The organism is Bacillus arachidis (genome assembly GCF_030285945.1).
Taxonomy (GTDB): domain Bacteria; phylum Bacillota; class Bacilli; order Bacillales; family Bacillaceae_G; genus Bacillus_A; species Bacillus_A arachidis.
In genome coordinates this window covers 4,709,151-4,725,279 of the sequence record NZ_CP127376.1, presented here as the reverse complement: position 1 = coordinate 4,725,279, position 16,129 = coordinate 4,709,151, and the positions used below count along the sequence as shown (strand labels likewise).

At 38.7% G+C, this 16,129-nt stretch carries 14 protein-coding genes; all 14 read left to right on the top strand.

What is annotated here, in order from left to right:
* The first annotated feature begins 7 nt into the window (after positions 1-7).
* The gene (nuoL, locus tag QRY57_RS25995) at positions 8-1,867 is read left to right on the top strand and encodes an NADH-quinone oxidoreductase subunit L (RefSeq protein ID WP_286016491.1); all 1,860 of its coding nucleotides are present in this window, start codon (positions 8-10) and stop codon (positions 1,865-1,867) included.
* The gene (locus QRY57_RS25990) at positions 1,864-3,366 is read left to right on the top strand and encodes an NADH-quinone oxidoreductase subunit M (RefSeq protein WP_286016490.1); all 1,503 of its coding nucleotides are present in this window, start codon (positions 1,864-1,866) and stop codon (positions 3,364-3,366) included. Before nuoL ends, QRY57_RS25990 begins: the two co-directional genes overlap by 4 nt.
* A 7-nt stretch (positions 3,367-3,373) precedes the next feature.
* Positions 3,374-4,888, top strand: a complete 1,515-nt coding sequence (gene nuoN, locus QRY57_RS25985) for an NADH-quinone oxidoreductase subunit NuoN (RefSeq protein ID WP_286017937.1) — start codon at positions 3,374-3,376, stop codon at positions 4,886-4,888.
* Positions 4,889-5,125: 237 nt separating this feature from the next.
* A complete protein-coding gene (locus QRY57_RS25980) occupies positions 5,126-5,362 on the top strand; it encodes a DUF1146 family protein (protein WP_026591875.1) in 237 nt (78 codons plus the stop codon).
* Positions 5,363-5,414: 52 nt separating this feature from the next.
* The gene (locus QRY57_RS25975) at positions 5,415-6,122 is read left to right on the top strand and encodes a YwmB family TATA-box binding protein (protein ID WP_286016489.1); all 708 of its coding nucleotides are present in this window, start codon (positions 5,415-5,417) and stop codon (positions 6,120-6,122) included.
* A 35-nt stretch (positions 6,123-6,157) separates the two neighbouring features.
* Positions 6,158-7,462, top strand: coding sequence for a UDP-N-acetylglucosamine 1-carboxyvinyltransferase (gene murA, locus QRY57_RS25970; protein ID WP_286016488.1), 1,305 nt, complete (start codon positions 6,158-6,160; stop codon positions 7,460-7,462).
* A gap of 279 nt (positions 7,463-7,741) precedes the next feature.
* Positions 7,742-8,755 (top strand): stage II sporulation protein D, encoded by a 1,014-nt coding sequence (spoIID, locus tag QRY57_RS25965; protein ID WP_286016487.1) that lies wholly within the window; start codon positions 7,742-7,744, stop codon positions 8,753-8,755.
* 719 nt (positions 8,756-9,474) lie between these two features.
* Positions 9,475-11,088, top strand: coding sequence for a long-chain fatty acid--CoA ligase (locus QRY57_RS25960; protein WP_286016486.1), 1,614 nt, complete (start codon positions 9,475-9,477; stop codon positions 11,086-11,088).
* A gap of 154 nt (positions 11,089-11,242) precedes the next feature.
* The gene (locus QRY57_RS25955) at positions 11,243-12,250 is read left to right on the top strand and encodes a LytTR family transcriptional regulator DNA-binding domain-containing protein (RefSeq protein ID WP_286016485.1); all 1,008 of its coding nucleotides are present in this window, start codon (positions 11,243-11,245) and stop codon (positions 12,248-12,250) included.
* A gap of 189 nt (positions 12,251-12,439) precedes the next feature.
* A complete protein-coding gene (locus tag QRY57_RS25950) occupies positions 12,440-13,282 on the top strand; it encodes an ABC transporter ATP-binding protein (RefSeq protein ID WP_286016484.1) in 843 nt (280 codons plus the stop codon).
* Positions 13,282-13,989, top strand: coding sequence for an ABC transporter permease (locus QRY57_RS25945; RefSeq protein WP_286016483.1), 708 nt, complete (start codon positions 13,282-13,284; stop codon positions 13,987-13,989). Before QRY57_RS25950 ends, QRY57_RS25945 begins: the two co-directional genes overlap by 1 nt.
* Before the next feature lie 162 nt (positions 13,990-14,151).
* Positions 14,152-15,165 carry a stage II sporulation protein SpoIIQ gene (spoIIQ, locus tag QRY57_RS25940; protein ID WP_286016482.1) on the top strand — a complete coding sequence of 338 codons (1,014 nt, stop codon included), beginning with the start codon at positions 14,152-14,154 and terminating at the stop codon, positions 15,163-15,165.
* Between the two features lie 140 nt (positions 15,166-15,305).
* A complete protein-coding gene (locus QRY57_RS25935) occupies positions 15,306-15,440 on the top strand; it encodes a hypothetical protein (RefSeq protein WP_026591884.1) in 135 nt (44 codons plus the stop codon).
* 328 nt (positions 15,441-15,768) lie between these two features.
* Positions 15,769-16,041, top strand: a complete 273-nt coding sequence (gene spoIIID / locus QRY57_RS25930; protein ID WP_000544009.1) for a sporulation transcriptional regulator SpoIIID — start codon at positions 15,769-15,771, stop codon at positions 16,039-16,041.
* The last annotated feature ends 88 nt before the right edge of the window (positions 16,042-16,129 follow it).

Genomic DNA, 16,129 nt, shown 5'->3' with positions numbered 1-16,129 from the left:
GGAAACAATGATCGATTATGCATGGCTCATACCGCTTTTCCCGCTTGCCTCGTTTTTTTTGCTCATTATATTTGGGGGGAAATTGAGAGAAGGAAGCAGCTGGCTTGGTATCTTTCTCACATTTCTTTCCTTTGTGGGTGCGGCGACTGTATTAATAGAACGATTTTCATCAGAAACAGTAAAACATCAGTGGTTATGGCTCCGAATTGGTGATGTGGATCTTTCGTTTGGCTTTGAGATTAACGCATTAAATGCTTTGATGCTTTTTATTGTAACGCTCGTTAGCTTCCTCGTGCATGTGTATTCGAAAGGGTATATGCATGATAATGAGAGGTTACCTATCTTTTATGCATATTTAGGGCTCTTTACATTTGCGATGCTTGGGCTTGTCATCTCGACGAATTTATTGCAGCTCTATATATTTTGGGAATTAGTTGGACTTGGCTCGTTTTTATTAATTGGGTTCTATTTCTTTAAAGAAGAAGCAAAGTTGGCGGCGAAGAAGGCGTTTATTATGACGCGTATTGGGGATGTAGGCTTATTTATCGGGATGATTTTACTTTTCTGGCAAGCTGGTAGTTTTGAGTACGACGCTATCTTTAAAGCAATGAAAATGGGAGACGTATCACCTACCATGATTACGCTTACGGCAATTTTAATTTTTATCGGTGCCATGGGGAAATCAGGTCAGTTTCCGCTTCATACGTGGCTTCCGGATGCGATGGAAGGACCAACACCGGTATCAGCACTCATTCACGCGGCGACGATGGTCGCGGCAGGTGTGTACTTAGTGGCAACGATGTTTCCGCTATTTTCTGCAAGTCCTGTAGCGATGCAAACAGTCGCGGTTGTCGGTGCCTTTACCGCAATCTTTGCCGCGTCCATCGGCCTCGTACAAACGGATATAAAAAGAGTCCTCGCATATTCAACAGTCAGCCAGCTGGGCTATATGATGCTCGCGCTTGGCTCGGCAGGGTATGTGGCCGGGGTCTTTCATTTAACGACACATGCTTTCTTTAAAGCGCTACTTTTTTTAGCGGCAGGAAGCGTGATTCATGCGGTGCATACGCAAAACATTAATGAAATGGGCGGATTACAGAAAAAAATGAAAGTGACGGGGCTACTCTTCTTAATCGGCACGCTAGCAATTAGTGGTGTCCCGCTCCTCTCAGGTTTTTTTAGTAAGGATGAAATTTTGGTAGCGACGTGGGTGCACGGCAATTATGTGTTATTTGTCCTTGCGGTTCTGGCGGCCTTCCTAACGGCGTTTTACATGTTTCGGTTATACTTTCTTGTCTTTACAGGAGAGGCGAAGAAAGAAGATGTGCGTGAATCTCCGCGCGTTATGACATTTCCAATGATTGTCCTTGGTGTTCTCGCAGTTTTGGCAGGTTACATCAATACGCCATGGTTTGGAACATTCCTTGGTGACTGGCTTACAAAGGATGTTCCGTTTCAAGTAGAGCAAAGCCATGGCCCGGTGTGGATTATGATTGTTGCGACACTCGTTTCGCTTGCTGGCATTCTCTTGGCATATCTCATCTATGGGAAACGATCCATCTCTCGAGACTGGGCTGGCGGAAAAGAAACCACGCTATATAGTCTCTTAAAGGAAAAATATTATGTAGATGAAATATATAACGTAACTGTGCTCCCGCTCGTTAAAGGAATCGCTTATGTGCTTCGCTTATGTGAAGTATATATTGTGGAAGGGATCGCTCAGTTAATTGGGCGTATTGTGAAAGGAACGAGCAACGTGGGTTCTAAACTTCAAAATGGAAACGTACAAGTATACGGAACCGTTACGGCTGTTTCTTTAGCGGCATTAGTTGTCATTCTGTTATATACAGGGGGGTATTGGCAATGAATGCATTATTATTATCGTTTTTTATCTTTTCTCCGCTTCTAGGGATTCTCTTACTTACATTAACGCCGAAAACGGAAGTGCGTGCAATGCGAGGCCTCGGTTTGTTCGGAACAATTCTTCCGCTTGGCATCGCGATTGTTTTAGCTAGTACATACGCTTCCGGAAAGAGCTTAACGATTTTTGCCGAAAAGGTGAAATGGATTCAATTTGGAAGCTTTTCGCAAGTAGATGAAAAGTTGTTTTCTATTTACTATGAACTTGGTATCGATGGTTTTTCGCTTGTGATGATGATACTTACAGCGCTTTTAGCAACGCTTGCGGCAATAGCTGCCTTTTCCATTCAAAAAAATATAAAAGGTTTTTACATGCTCTTACTAACACTTGAAATTGGGATGCTTGGTGTCTTTGCAGCCGAAAATTTACTTCTCTTCTTTGTCTTCTTTGAACTCACACTACCACCGATGTTTTTGCTTATCGGAAAGTGGGGGAAATTGAACAGTGAAAAAGCTTCCTATAGTTATTTGATTTATAACGGAATTGGATCAGCAATTTTACTCATTGTTTTCTCTATCCTCTTTGCAAAAACAGGTACAACAAATATTACAGAGTTAAAAGATATTTTGACTGGAGCGGAAACGACGCTCCTAGGCGATATTTCAAATTCATTGCAGCTCGGTTTATTTATTGCACTTATGATTGCCTTTGCCATTAAACTGCCGGTCTTTCCTTTGCATCGCTGGATGGTGAATGTGCATGTAGAAGCCCATCCTGCAGTGGTGATGCTCCACGCGGGTGTTCTGCTCAAGATCGGAGCATACGGTATCATTCGTTTTGGGAAAGGGCTATTCCCGGAGCAGTTTCATGACTTTGCGACGCTTATAGCGATTTTAGGAGTAATCAACTTGCTGTACGGTGCTTTTCTAGCGATGATTCAAACCGATTTTCGAAAGGTACTTGCCTACTCCAGTATTTCACATATGGGAATTGTATTAATGGGGATTGGGGCACTGAATGCAGCTGGCATGAAGGGAGCGCTATTTCAAGTTATATCTCACGGTTTAATTGCAGCGTTACTATTTTGCTTGCTCGGTATGATTGAACGGCGCTTTGACACTTCTGATATTACGAAGCTTGGTGGACTCGCAAAACAAGTTCCGGTGCTAAGTGGTTTTTTATTAGCAGGAAGTATGGCTTCGCTTGGCCTCCCAGGAATGTCTGGGTTTGTTGGTGAGTTTCTTGCGTTCCTCGGATTATTTCAGGGGAAGCAGGTAATCGCAGCAATTGGTGCGATTGGCATTATTTTAACAGCGGTATATGTCTTAAGGGCTACGCTTCAAGTGACATTTGGAAAGAAGGAATTGGAAGCGCGGCCGGATGTTCGCGGTTGGGAATACATTCCGCTTGTGTTATTACTCACTTGTATTATCGCAATTGGTGTTATGCCAGAACTGTTAGGAACGCCGCTGCAATACACTGTGAAAATATTGGGGGTGAGATAGGATGGATATGAATACATTACTTGGTTTATCTTGGCATTTAATGGTGCCGGAATTCATCATTCTTGGGGCGGCCATCCTTCTCTCGCTTTTTGATTTATTTCTAAAGTTTGATCGTAAGTATTTAGGGATTGGAGCAATTGTATCAGCGGTGCTATCACTAATAGCGTTAATTACATTGTATAGTGAACCGGCTGGAGACATTTTAAGTGGTTCGTTTGTACTAGATGGGTTTTCAAAAAGTTTTAAAACATTACTATTAATTGGAGCGATTCTCATCTTGTTTGTGGCGATGAGTGATGATAAAAAAGAGCCGATTCAAGATAAGGGAGAATACTATTACTTATTTTTAATGGCAGTTCTCGGGGCGATGTTCATGGCATCTAGCGTTGATTTTATTACGCTCTTTATTGGTCTAGAGTTGTTGTCATTGTCTTCGTACATTTTAGTAGGGATTCGAAAGAAAAATCGTGCTTCGAATGAAGCAGCAATGAAATATGTCATTAATGGCGGAATTGCCACGGCTATCACTCTCTTTGGAATGAGCTATTTATATGGTATTACGGGATCGACTAATATTCTGGGTATGCAGGAAGTTCTCATGCAAGGTGTAGATGGAAGCATTGGACTTTTGCTATCGCTTGCTTTCTTGCTTCTGTTTGTTGGGTTATCCTTTAAAATTGCGACAGTACCGTTTTATATGTGGGCACCGGATGTATATGAAGGGGCGGCAGCACCTGTTACAGCTTTCCTTGGGACAATCTCTAAAATTGCCGGCTTTATTATGATGATAAGATTGTTTCTCATGGTATTCGGCGGCATACCGGTTCATGGAAGTGAGCAATCCATATTCGGTAATATGAGCGTATATATCGCCGCGCTCGCCATTATTACAATGATTATCGGTAATATCGTGGCGCTAAAGCAATACAATGTAAAACGTCTATTTGCCTATTCTGGCATAGCGCATGCTGGATATTTACTTGTTCCACTTGTAGCGTTATCGCCATTTACAATGGATAGTATGTGGTTTTATATGTTGGCATACGTGTTAATGAATATAGGAGCTTTTGCAGTCATCCATGGATTAATCTTACAAAGTGGAAAGGAAAATTTAACAATTTTTGCAGGTTTATACAAACGTTCTCCGCTTGTTTCTGTAGCGATGACTATTTTTATTCTGTCTTTGGCAGGAATTCCAGGAACAGCTGGCTTTATCGGAAAGATTAATATTTTCTTAAGCGCCTTTACAGCTAGTCCAGCTCATTACGTACTAGCATCAGTCATGATGGGCACAACGGTTATCTCATTTGTATATTACTTCCGTATTTTGCAGCAAATGTTCTTTCGAAAGAGCAGTGAAGAAAAGCAGGTAAACCTACCGATCAATTTGAAGGTCGTCATTAGTTTTTGTGCAATTGCGATTGTATTACTCGGGATTCTACCGACGATTGGCTACAATTTCTTTTATGAATATTTTCCACTCATGAAAGATTTCTTCTTTACGGGGAACGTGGTACAATAGTGACAATAAAAAGTGTAGAGTTACCGCTCTACGCTTTTTATTGTGGAGCAAGAAGCTTTTATCTTTCACGAATGTGATGCGTAGGTAAAGTAAATTCTAATAGGTAGTTCTTCTCTAGCAATTTCGGAGAGAAAACTTTATACTACCTATTTGAGCGTGAAAAAGTGTGGTTTCCATTTGTATGGGATCGTTTTGCATCCTAAGTGATGGCAAGCCAAACAAAAGGAGTCGATTTTTTTGGCGCAGCTTTTAGGGCAACAAGCACTGATTGCGATTGTTTCGCATTTATTGTTTATTACCATTACATGGTGGGCCTTACAAGGTATCCATATCGAACGCCTGATGAAATCTGGAAAGGTAATGCAGACGAGGATTTTGCTTATTCTTGTTACGATTGCAATCGGTACATCTGTCAGCAACTTCTTTCTTGATTATTTAGGGTATTCGAAGAGTTTGACGTATTTAGTAAAGTAATTGTATAGAACCTCATATCTCCGTTAACAATGGGGATAGGAGGGGATGAACCTTGAAAAACTTGAAAACAATTCTTATTGTTGTCGTAAGTATTGTCGTATTCTTGGTCGGGTATAAACAGATAAAACCCGTAAGTGACGAAGAGAAGATGGAGAGTATGATCGCAGCTCTTGAAAAAAATGGAGCAGAGGTAGAGCGGTGGTCATGGTTAGCACGAGAAACCAAAACCATTTCTAACATACATACGTTTCAAAAGTTGTTAAATGAAGTGAAAGAAAAAGCGAATATTCAAAAATGGGAATTAGAACCATCCCATGACGGATATAAAGCAACAGCATACAAAAAGTTCTCTTCTCATGAAGAACGAATAGTAGTAACGTGGAGTAAGGAAAATACTAAAGAAAACACTTTCATTATCTTTGAAGTGAGTGGGTCAAGATGGGACCCTGAAAATATTCGAAAAATGGATAAAATTTTTAGTACAAAACCCACAATTTACACTTGTGTTCAAGGTGCACTGAATGATAAGATTGAAGGTGTTTTGCAAAATAAAACCAATCAGGTTTTGAAAGATCTTTCAGCAAGAGCGATCGAAAAGATAGAAGAAAGAGCATTTGTGTCAGTCTCGGCATATAATAAAAAGTGGAATGACGCTCTTTCAACAAATAGAGAGAAAATCAATGTGCAAATAGCAATACGTTCTACAGACAACAAAGATACAATTGTGGTTGGCACACCGATCATAACTTCTGAGTATTGAATAGATATTGAAAAAAGGACACGGAGGGGAATAAATTGGAAAAAATCATCGTCCGTGGCGGAAAGCGGTTGAACGGCACAGTGCGTGTTGAGGGCGCGAAAAATGCTGTATTACCTATAATCGCTGCAGCCCTATTAGCGAGTGATGGAAAGAATGTACTATCTGAAGTACCAGTTTTGTCTGATGTATACACAATTAATGAGGTATTACGTCATTTAAATGCTGAAGTCGTATTTGAAAATAATCAAGTAACAATCGATGCTTCAAAGGAATTAAATATTGAAGCGCCATTTGAATATGTACGTAAAATGCGTGCATCAGTTCAAGTAATGGGGCCATTATTAGCACGTAATGGTCGTGCTCGTATTGCACTTCCTGGTGGATGTGCAATTGGTTCACGTCCAATTGACCAACATTTAAAAGGCTTCGAAGCAATGGGAGCAAAAGTAAAAGTTGGTAATGGATTTGTTGAAGCTTATGTAGATGGACAATTAGAAGGCGCGAAAATTTACTTAGACTTCCCAAGCGTAGGTGCAACAGAAAACATTATGTCTGCTGCTACATTAGCAAAAGGGACAACAATCCTTGAAAACGCAGCGAAAGAACCAGAAATCGTTGACTTAGCTAACTTCTTAAATGCAATGGGAGCGAAAGTGCGCGGAGCTGGAACTGGAACGATTCGTATTGAAGGTGTAGATAAATTATATGGTGCAAATCATTCTATTATTCCTGACCGTATTGAAGCGGGAACATTTATGGTTGCAGCAGCAATTACTGGTGGAGACATCTTAATTGAAAATGCTGTACCAGAACATTTACGTTCAGTTACAGCGAAAATGGAAGAGATGGGTGTTAAGGTTATTGAGGAAAATGAAGGTGTACGTGTTATCGGCCCAGATAAATTAAAAGCTGTTGACATTAAAACAATGCCTCATCCAGGTTTCCCAACAGACATGCAATCACAAATGATGGCATTATTATTACATGCTGATGGAACAAGCATGATTACAGAAACGGTATTTGAAAACCGCTTCATGCATGTGGAAGAGTTCCGTCGTATGAATGCTGATATTAAAATTGAAGGTCGCTCTGTTATTATGAACGGACCTAACAACTTGCAAGGTGCAGAAGTGTCAGCAACTGACTTACGTGCAGCAGCGGCATTAATTCTAGCTGGTTTAGTATCAGAGGGTTACACTCGTGTAACAGAATTAAAACACCTTGATCGTGGATATGTAAACTTCCATAAGAAGTTAGCTGCATTAGGTGCAACAATTGAACGTGTAAACGAAAAAGTAGAAGAAGTGAAAGAACAACAAATTTCTGACCTTCACGCTTAATTAAGATCGTCTCTATGTCTTTTGACATAGGGGCGATTTTTTTCTATCAGATTTTATCGAAAGAGTACCCCTACTTCAAACGAAGTTAAGTGGGGGAGTATTCATTACAGTTATAGTCAAGAAAAGCCCAACTTATGCACGTCTCGTTAAAAATATTTAGAAAATTCATTTGTTTAATGAAGAAGCCTCTTAATAGAAGAAGTTTCTCCCGGTATGTTCTAAAAACTCGCCATGCTCCATAAGAATGAAATGAGTCTAATTTCATAGCGGGGGAAAAAGATGAAAATTTCAAAGCCACTTTTCATTACAATGGCGCTCTTAGTAGCGCTCGTCATTATTGTACCGACCGTGCTTGTCATTCCATTTACGAAAGAAAAGACAAGTCAGCCGCCAAAAAATCCTCCAGCCATGCAAAGTGTGCCAGCTCCTAAACAGGTAGATACCGCTGTCAAAGTGACTGTGTATCGTAATGCACAAAAGAAAGTAGAAACAGTGCCGATGGAAGAATATGTGACAGGTGTAGTAGCCTCTGAGATGAATGCTAGCTTTGAAATGGAGGCATTAAAAGCACAGGCATTGGCGGCAAGGACATTTATTGTACAGCGTATGCTAAGCGGAAGTAAGAAAAATAACGCGGATGTGACCGATACGGTGGGAGATCAAGTGTACAAAAGTAAAGAAGAATTAAAGAAGACATGGGGCAAAGACTATGAGAAAAACTTGAAGAAGATTGAGGAAGCTGTGTCTAAAACAGCCGGACAAGTTTTAACGTATGACGGTAGTCCCATTACAGCGTCCTTCTTCTCAACAAGCAATGGTTATACAGAAAATGCTGCAGACTATTTTGGCAAGGACTTACCGTATTTGAAAAGCGTAGACAGTCCTTGGGACCAAGTTTCTCCGAAATTTGCGAGTGAGCAAATTTTTACCGTAGCTGATTTTCAAAAGCGTCTTGGTGTAAAGATACTGGAAAGCGGGAAAGTCGGCAATATTAAAGAGCGTACAAAAGGAAAGCGTGTAAAGGATGTAGAATTTCAAGGGAAGACATTAACAGGAAAAGAAGTACGAGAAAAGTTAGATTTACGTTCTTCGGACTTTACGTGGAAACAAGAAGGAAATAACATTGTCGTCACAACGAAAGGATATGGTCATGGCGTTGGCATGAGTCAGTATGGTGCCAATGGAATGGCGAAAGAGGGAAAAGGGTATACAGATATTGTTACTCATTATTATAAAGGGATCGAAATTAAAACGATGAATGAGTATGAAGGAAAGTTAATGGCGAAAAATTAATTGAGAAGTAATACGAAGTCCATCATAATAGATGGGCTTTTTGTCCTTATTGAAAGAGGAGCGTGTTATTTCTTAAAATCTATACATTTTTATATAATGAGCAGGAATCTTTTGCTTTTCCATGTGTATCTGTTAAAACATCAAGAAGGTCATTATTTATAAATGAATAAGATGAGAAAGAAGAAGTGTCTTTTTGTGCCTTTCGTACGCTTTTTCTTCCGTGAATTTGGATCACACAAATGATCTGTAAATCAAATATTCTTTGATTTATAGATCATTTGTATGATAGTAATTAAAGATAATTGCAGGATAATAAGTTTACATTACTGATTTTAAAAGGTCTTGTACTAATGGGATTATGCTACCAATAAATTTTAATACAGCCATTGCGATTTCCATAATATTAATCCTCCTCTTAGTTCGAATATTAAGATGTTTTAAATCTTGATGTCTTCATTATAGTAAGCGTTTATAATTATATCAATACGTTTTGAAATGCAATTGTGCATACTGAATTAGAGGTCGAAAAAATCATTCATATAGTAAAATGTTACTTGTGGATATGTTCTATAAAGTAGAATGGATGTTTTAATACAGCTTTAATAGGATGTCATTTTTTGTAGAAAATGAAAGAAATGTCACTTCCTTTCGTTATGCTCCTTTGTGTTATAATACAGTTGAGTGATTAAATATAAATATAATAACAGGGGGCATGAAACATGATGATGGATGTACCACTCCTCATTCCAGCGATGATGGAGAGAGCTGAGAAATATTTTTCAAAAAAGGAAGTCGTCTCACGTACTGCATCTCGTATTCAAACATTAACATACGGAGAGATTGCGAAGCGGACAAGGCGGCTTGCTAGTATCCTAAGCAAAATGGGAATTGATAAAGGAGATAAAGTCGGAACAATTGCTTGGAATCATCACCGACATTTGGAAGCATACTTTGCGATCCCAGGACTTGGAGCGGTATTACATACGATTAACTTACGTCTCTCTGCAGATCACATTTCTTATATCATTAACCATGCTGAAGACAAAATCATTCTTGTTGATGAAGATATGGTTCCTGTACTCGAAAGTATTCAACACGAAATTCCTCATGTGAAAGCATTTATTATTATGACAGATGATCACGAACTACCTCACACAACACTATCACCAGCATATCATTATGACAAACTACTTGAAGAAGGCGACGAAACATTCCCATTTATAACAGATTTAGATGAAAAAGAGCCTGCAGGTATGTGCTACACTTCCGCAACGACAGGAAAACCGAAAGGCATTGTATATACACACCGTAGCATCGCACTCCATAGCTATACACTCGGCCTTGTGGACGGCGGTAACATTTCAGAAGTAGATACTTGTATGCCTGTTGTTCCAATGTTTCATGTGAATGCATGGGGGCTTCCATTTGCAGGTACATGGTTCGGTACAAAGCTCGTCTTACCAGGGCCACACTTTACACCGGAAATTTTGGCACAGCTTATTGAACGTGAGAAGGTGACGATTGCTGCCGGTGTACCAACAATCTGGATTGGCCTGTTACAAGAGCTTGAAAAGCACCCGTATGATATTAGTAGTATTCGTACAATATGGTCAGGTGGATCAGCAGCGCCAGGAAGTATGATTCGCACGTATGAGGAGAACTATGGAATTGCTTTTAGGCAAATATATGGGATGACTGAAACAAGCCCAGCTGTTGTGATTAACTGTCCAAAATCATATCAGCACGATTTACCGAAAGAGGAATATTATGAGTTACGCTCCCGCCAAGGTTACTTAATCCCAGGACTTGAAATGAAGGTAATTGGTCAAGATGGGGAAATCAAATGGGACGGTGAAGAAATGGGAGAGCTTTGCCTACGCGGACCATGGATTGCCGGTAGTTATTATAAAGATGAACGCACAGAAGATTCTATGAAGGATGGCTGGCTACATACAGGAGATATTGTAACTGTTGATCCAGAAGGGTTTATTAAAATTGCCGACCGTACGAAAGACTTAATTAAAAGCGGCGGTGAATGGATTTCCTCCGTGGACTTAGAAAACGCTTTAATGGCACATGATAAAGTGCTAGAGGCATCTGTCGTTGCTGTTCCGCATGAAAAATGGCAAGAACGACCTATTGCCTGCGTTGTCTTAAAAGAAGGACAAGCAGTAGAACAAGAAGAGCTTTATGCATTATTAGAAGAACAATTCCCGAAATGGTGGATGCCGGACGACATCTTATTTGTTGAGGAAATTCCGAAAACATCCGTCGGGAAATTCTTGAAAAGAGCGCTTCGTGATCAGCTGAAGAGTTATTTGGTGAAGCAGTAATAATTGTTTTGTTTCACTCGCTTTCGAATATATTAGCGTTTCGACAAAAAGAAGCTAATTTAAATTAGCTTCTTTTTATTTACGGAATAAATATCATAATTTTCCATTAATTGTTTGGTATAATAAGGTAAAAAACTCACCTGGAGGAGAAACCATGGCGTTATTGGAGTTAAAACAATTGGGTAAGACGAATCAATTGCAGGCGATTCAGCTTGAAATTAAAAAAGGGCAATGTGTTGTGCTGCAATGTAACAATCATACGGCGAAGATTTTACACCGCATTATAATCGGTGAAGAAGAGGCATCGACTGGAAGTGTTTTATTTGAAGGGAAACCGATTCAAAAGCAATTCTACTCACGCATTGGTTTTTGCTTTTTAAAAGATGAAGCATACGATCGGTTAAAAGTGAGAGAATACTTCGCCTTTTTATCCGGATTGTATAACTCGAATATTAGCATAGAAGAAGTTATTCAGTGTGTTGGTTTACTAGATAAAATGAACATCAAAATCGAAAAACTATCATTTTCTGAAAAACGGCGTCTTCATATTGGCCGGGTCATGATTCATAATCCGGATTTAATTATTTTGGAAGAACCCGAACAAAATGTAGATATAGAAAGTACAATTATCATTCGAAAAGCAATTATGAAGATGAAAGAACAAGGGAAGGCCATCTTTATTACATCATCCTTTTTGTCGGATGCACTTTCTTTAACAGAAGATGTGTATATATTAAATCTAGATGGCGTTAAAAAAGTAGAAATCGAGCAGGAAGAAGAGGAAGAGATAGATCTAGAAAACATCGTTCAAATGATTCCGCAAATGAAGCTCGAGAGAATTCCAGCGAAAGTGAGCGATAAAATCATTTTGCTTGATCCAATGGAAATTCATTTTATTGAAACACAAAATGGAACAACGCATATTCATGTCCGCGAAGGAGACTTTGTATGCGCGTTAACATTAAGTGAGTTAGAAGAAAGATTAAAAGGTTTCGGATTCTTCAGATGTCATCGTTCCTACCTTGTTAACTTACAGCGTGTACGAGAAGTAATCACTTGGACTCGTAATAGCTTTAGCTTAATTTTGGATGATGAACGAAAAAGCTCAATTCCACTTTCGAAGGGTCGAATGGATGAATTAAAAGGTGTAATTGGACTGTAATTATGCTCCAGTAAGCTAAAAATAGGATTCATTCGCCGGTGAAAATACTCCTTTTATCGGTGTTTTAATGCGTAATCCCTTTGTTTTTCATAAGATTAAGTCACAAGCAGCGAAACTAAAAAGCAGAGGCGGCAAACAAGCCACTGAAGCGAATTTCAACTATAAAAGAAAAACAAAGGGGATGACGAAATGACATTGGCAATTGAAATGAAGGATGTAATGAAATCCTTTGACGGGAAAACAGCACTTCGAAATGTGAATATTGAAGTGAAGCGAGGAGAAATATTCGGGTTTCTTGGACCGAGTGGATCAGGAAAAACAACAACGGTGAAAATTTTAACTTCTCAATTACTTCATAGTATTGGAACAGTGAGAGTACTAGGGAAGGATATTGCCGGACCAGGCAGCATTGATTATAAACAAATCGGTATTTTGACAGATAACAGCGGTTTATATGAAAGACTTAGCATTTATGATAACTTACTATTATTTTGCGACTTATATGATTGTCCAAAAGGACGAATCGATGAAGTACTATCCCAAGTGAATTTATTAGAAGCTAAAAAAACACCAGTTAAAAAATTATCAAAAGGGATGAAGCAGCGCGTTACGCTAGCACGAGCAATCCTGCATAAACCGGATATTCTCTTCTTGGATGAACCAACATCAGCACTTGATCCAGTAAATGTCCAAAACATTCATAACATCTTAAAAGACTTAAATAGAGAAGGAACAACTATTTTCTTAACGACCCACAACATGGATGAAGCAGAGACGCTTTGTGACCGCATTGCATTCTTATGCGGCGGGGAAATTGTAGCACTTGATACACCGGAGAACTTAAGGCTTCAATATGCGAAAGACAAAATCGAAGTGGTTTTAACAAATAAGAAAAAAGAAACAGTGCAAAAAGATGAATTAGGGGCAAAACGTATTTCGGAATGGATGAAACAAGGTGAGCTTTTATCAATTCATTCGCATGAACCGACTTTAGGGGATATCTTTATTGAAGTAACTGGGAGGGGATTATAATGACGTTTTCAATGAGACGTGTATCAGCTATTTTTCGAAAAGAGGTACAGGATTTTAAAGCAAATTCACAAGTATTGTTAATGGCGGCAATGCCAATTATATTTGCTTTCATATTTAGCCGGTTTGGTAACGCGAGTGGAGCAGGTTTAGGGACCATTACACTCATGACGTTTCTATTTGTTGCAGGGTTTGCTCAATCTATGGTTATTGCAGAAGAGAAAGAGAAACATACATTACGTGTATTAATGTTATCACCGGCCTCTTCAGCTGAAGTACTGATTGGAAAAAGTATATTAACCGCATGTATTACGATTGTGATTTGCATCGCCAACTTATTCATTCTAGATCAGCTAGATGGAAATCTTCCGTTACTCGGTTTGCTATTTCTATGCGGAACAATGTTATTTATTATAATTGGTACAATGATTGGACTAATTGCTTCATCTGTACCACAAACATCACTGATCGGAATGCCGATTTTGATGACTCTTTATTTAGCTGTGCAATTTGAACCACTTGTTGAAAATAAAGCAATAAAAACAGTGATTGGGTACTTTCCGACATTTCATATTGATAAGGCAATTAAAAGTGTAGTAAAGGGCAATGGGTTTAGCAACATTAGCGGAGATTTATTGAATGTGCTCGTTTGGTTTGTAATTTCTTTACTTGCATGTTTTATTGTCTACAAAAAGAAACAACTAGACTAAAAAACTGAGCCAATCCGCTCAGTTTTTTCTTTTTTCTATCATTTCCTCGGAAATTTTGTGATTCTTATACATATTTTTACAAATTTTGTCGAAAAGTAATTGGTTATAGCTTGTATAGGATAAACGAATATTGTTCAAAATGATTGCTGAGGTGATGATAGAATGCGAGGAAGGAATAATAAAAAGTCGCAAAAGGTAGTTCATTTATTTCAAAAACGGTGGGTATTTCCGGCAATCTATATTGCATGTGCAGCGGTAATCTTGACAGTCGCTCTATGGTTCCAGGCAGCAAATCCAAAGAAAGAACCTAATAAAGAGCAAAGTGCGCCGTATGGTCAAACGGAAAATCCAGCAGTACCAGTAACAAAATTTTCAGAAGTTGTTAAAATGCCAGCTGCAACGAATGTAGATGTTGTTGTGAAGAAGAAGTTTTATGAGGATGGAGCAGCAGAGGAGGAGCAAGAACAAGCACTTGTCTTTTATAACAACACATATTCTCCTAATAAAGGCATCGATATTGCTGCGAAAAATGGGAAAGAATTCGATGTTACAGCTGCTTTAAGCGGTAAAGTAGTAAAGGCGGAAAAAGATTCGCTTCTTGGTTATGTCGTAACAGTTGATAACGGAAATGGTCTTACAACATCTTATCAAAGCTTAGGCAGTGTAAAAGTAGAAAAAGGTGCAACAATTGCACAAGGTGAAGTGTTAGGAAAATCCGGTCTAAGCGCAATGAATAAAGAAGCAGGTTCTCATGTACACTTTGAAGTACGTAAAGAGAATGTAGCTGTAAATCCAGAGCGTTACCTAAACAAACTTGCGACAGACGTAAAAGCAGAAGCAGGTTCAGCGAAAGCAACAAATGGTTCTGCTGATGAAAAGTCGCAAAAAGAAGAAAAATCAACAAGCGGCAAAGCTGATGAAAAATCGCAAAAAGAAGAAAAATCAACAAGCGGCAAAGCTGACGAAAAGTCGCAAAAAGAAGAAAAATCAACAAGCGGCAAAACTGATGAAAAGTCGCAAAAAGAAGAAAAATCAACAAGCGGCAAAACTGACGAAAAGTCACAAAAAGAAGAGAAATCAACAAGTGGTTCAGCTGACGAAAAAGGGAAAAAAGAGGAAAAATCAACAAATGGTTCTACGGAATCATCTAGCGACTCTTCTTCTACACAAGAATAGTCAAACAAAAAATCAGCTCTCACTAGGGAGTTGATTTTTTTATTTTTATATAAAAATAATTCGTTTAAAGGAAGAAAATCGCAATAACAAGGAAATTTGACGGAATTCTCGAATATATATTAAGAAAAGGAGGGGATTCTATGTCATTTTTATTTGTGCTGTCGATTGCTCTTATTTTAGTGTTCATTTTATTTACTTTATATTATTACATTGCGAGTAAGAAAGAAGTTCCCCGCCATCAATTATTAGAGGAAGAATGTGATCGTGAAGAATGACGCCTTTGACAAGAGGCGTCATTTTTTTGTTTTGTATAGAAATTTATCAAGTGAAAATTGTCATTGTTAACGTATTTCTTACACAAAATTGTAATTTTTCTTAACTTAGTCCGCAAAAATACCGAACTTGTAGCATATATCAGTAGTGCGAGCAATACAATGTTATAAACCAATGCAAAGAGAGTGTTTGAGGTGAGAAATCGTGAATCATTTCATTATAAAATCCAGAATGTTTAACGCTTACAAACAGCACCCGAATTTACTTCTTAGTCATATGCAGCGAGTCTCATTTCACACTTCTCACATCCAATTTAGGGAGGCGAGTGGTGTGCACGATTACATCAAAGAGAGAACTATCAAGATTGGTAAGTATATCGTGGAGACAAGAAAGACAGTGCGTGTAATCGCAAAGGAGTTTGGGGTATCAAAGAGTACAGTCCATAAAGATTTGACAGAACGTTTACCAGAAATTAATGCAGAGCTCGCAAATGAAGTGAAAGAAATTCTTGATTATCATAAGTCGATTCGTCACTTAAGAGGCGGAGAAGCGACGAAACAGAAGTACAGAAAAGAAGATGTAGAAAAGCCTGTGCGACAATAAAGTATCATATGCAAACATTCCCCTGAGAATAACGGAACATTTTTCAGAAGAATTATCTTTTCAAATATTACGTTTCCGTTAAAACTAT

Excerpts from the sequence above, each read along its gene's own strand:
- nuoL (WP_286016491.1), top strand. The coding sequence starts at position 8 with ATGATCGATTATGCATGGCTCATACCGCTTTTCCCGCTTGCCTCGTTT.
- QRY57_RS25990 (WP_286016490.1), top strand. The coding sequence starts at position 1,864 with ATGAATGCATTATTATTATCGTTTTTTATCTTTTCTCCGCTTCTAGGG.
- nuoN (WP_286017937.1), top strand. The coding sequence starts at position 3,374 with ATGAATACATTACTTGGTTTATCTTGGCATTTAATGGTGCCGGAATTC.
- spoIID (WP_286016487.1), top strand. The coding sequence starts at position 7,742 with ATGAAAATTTCAAAGCCACTTTTCATTACAATGGCGCTCTTAGTAGCG.
- QRY57_RS25960 (WP_286016486.1), top strand. The coding sequence starts at position 9,475 with ATGATGATGGATGTACCACTCCTCATTCCAGCGATGATGGAGAGAGCT.
- QRY57_RS25955 (WP_286016485.1), top strand. The coding sequence starts at position 11,243 with ATGGCGTTATTGGAGTTAAAACAATTGGGTAAGACGAATCAATTGCAG.
- QRY57_RS25950 (WP_286016484.1), top strand. The coding sequence starts at position 12,440 with ATGACATTGGCAATTGAAATGAAGGATGTAATGAAATCCTTTGACGGG.
- QRY57_RS25945 (WP_286016483.1), top strand. The coding sequence starts at position 13,282 with ATGACGTTTTCAATGAGACGTGTATCAGCTATTTTTCGAAAAGAGGTA.
- spoIIQ (WP_286016482.1), top strand. The coding sequence starts at position 14,152 with ATGCGAGGAAGGAATAATAAAAAGTCGCAAAAGGTAGTTCATTTATTT.
- QRY57_RS25935 (WP_026591884.1), top strand. The coding sequence starts at position 15,306 with ATGTCATTTTTATTTGTGCTGTCGATTGCTCTTATTTTAGTGTTCATT.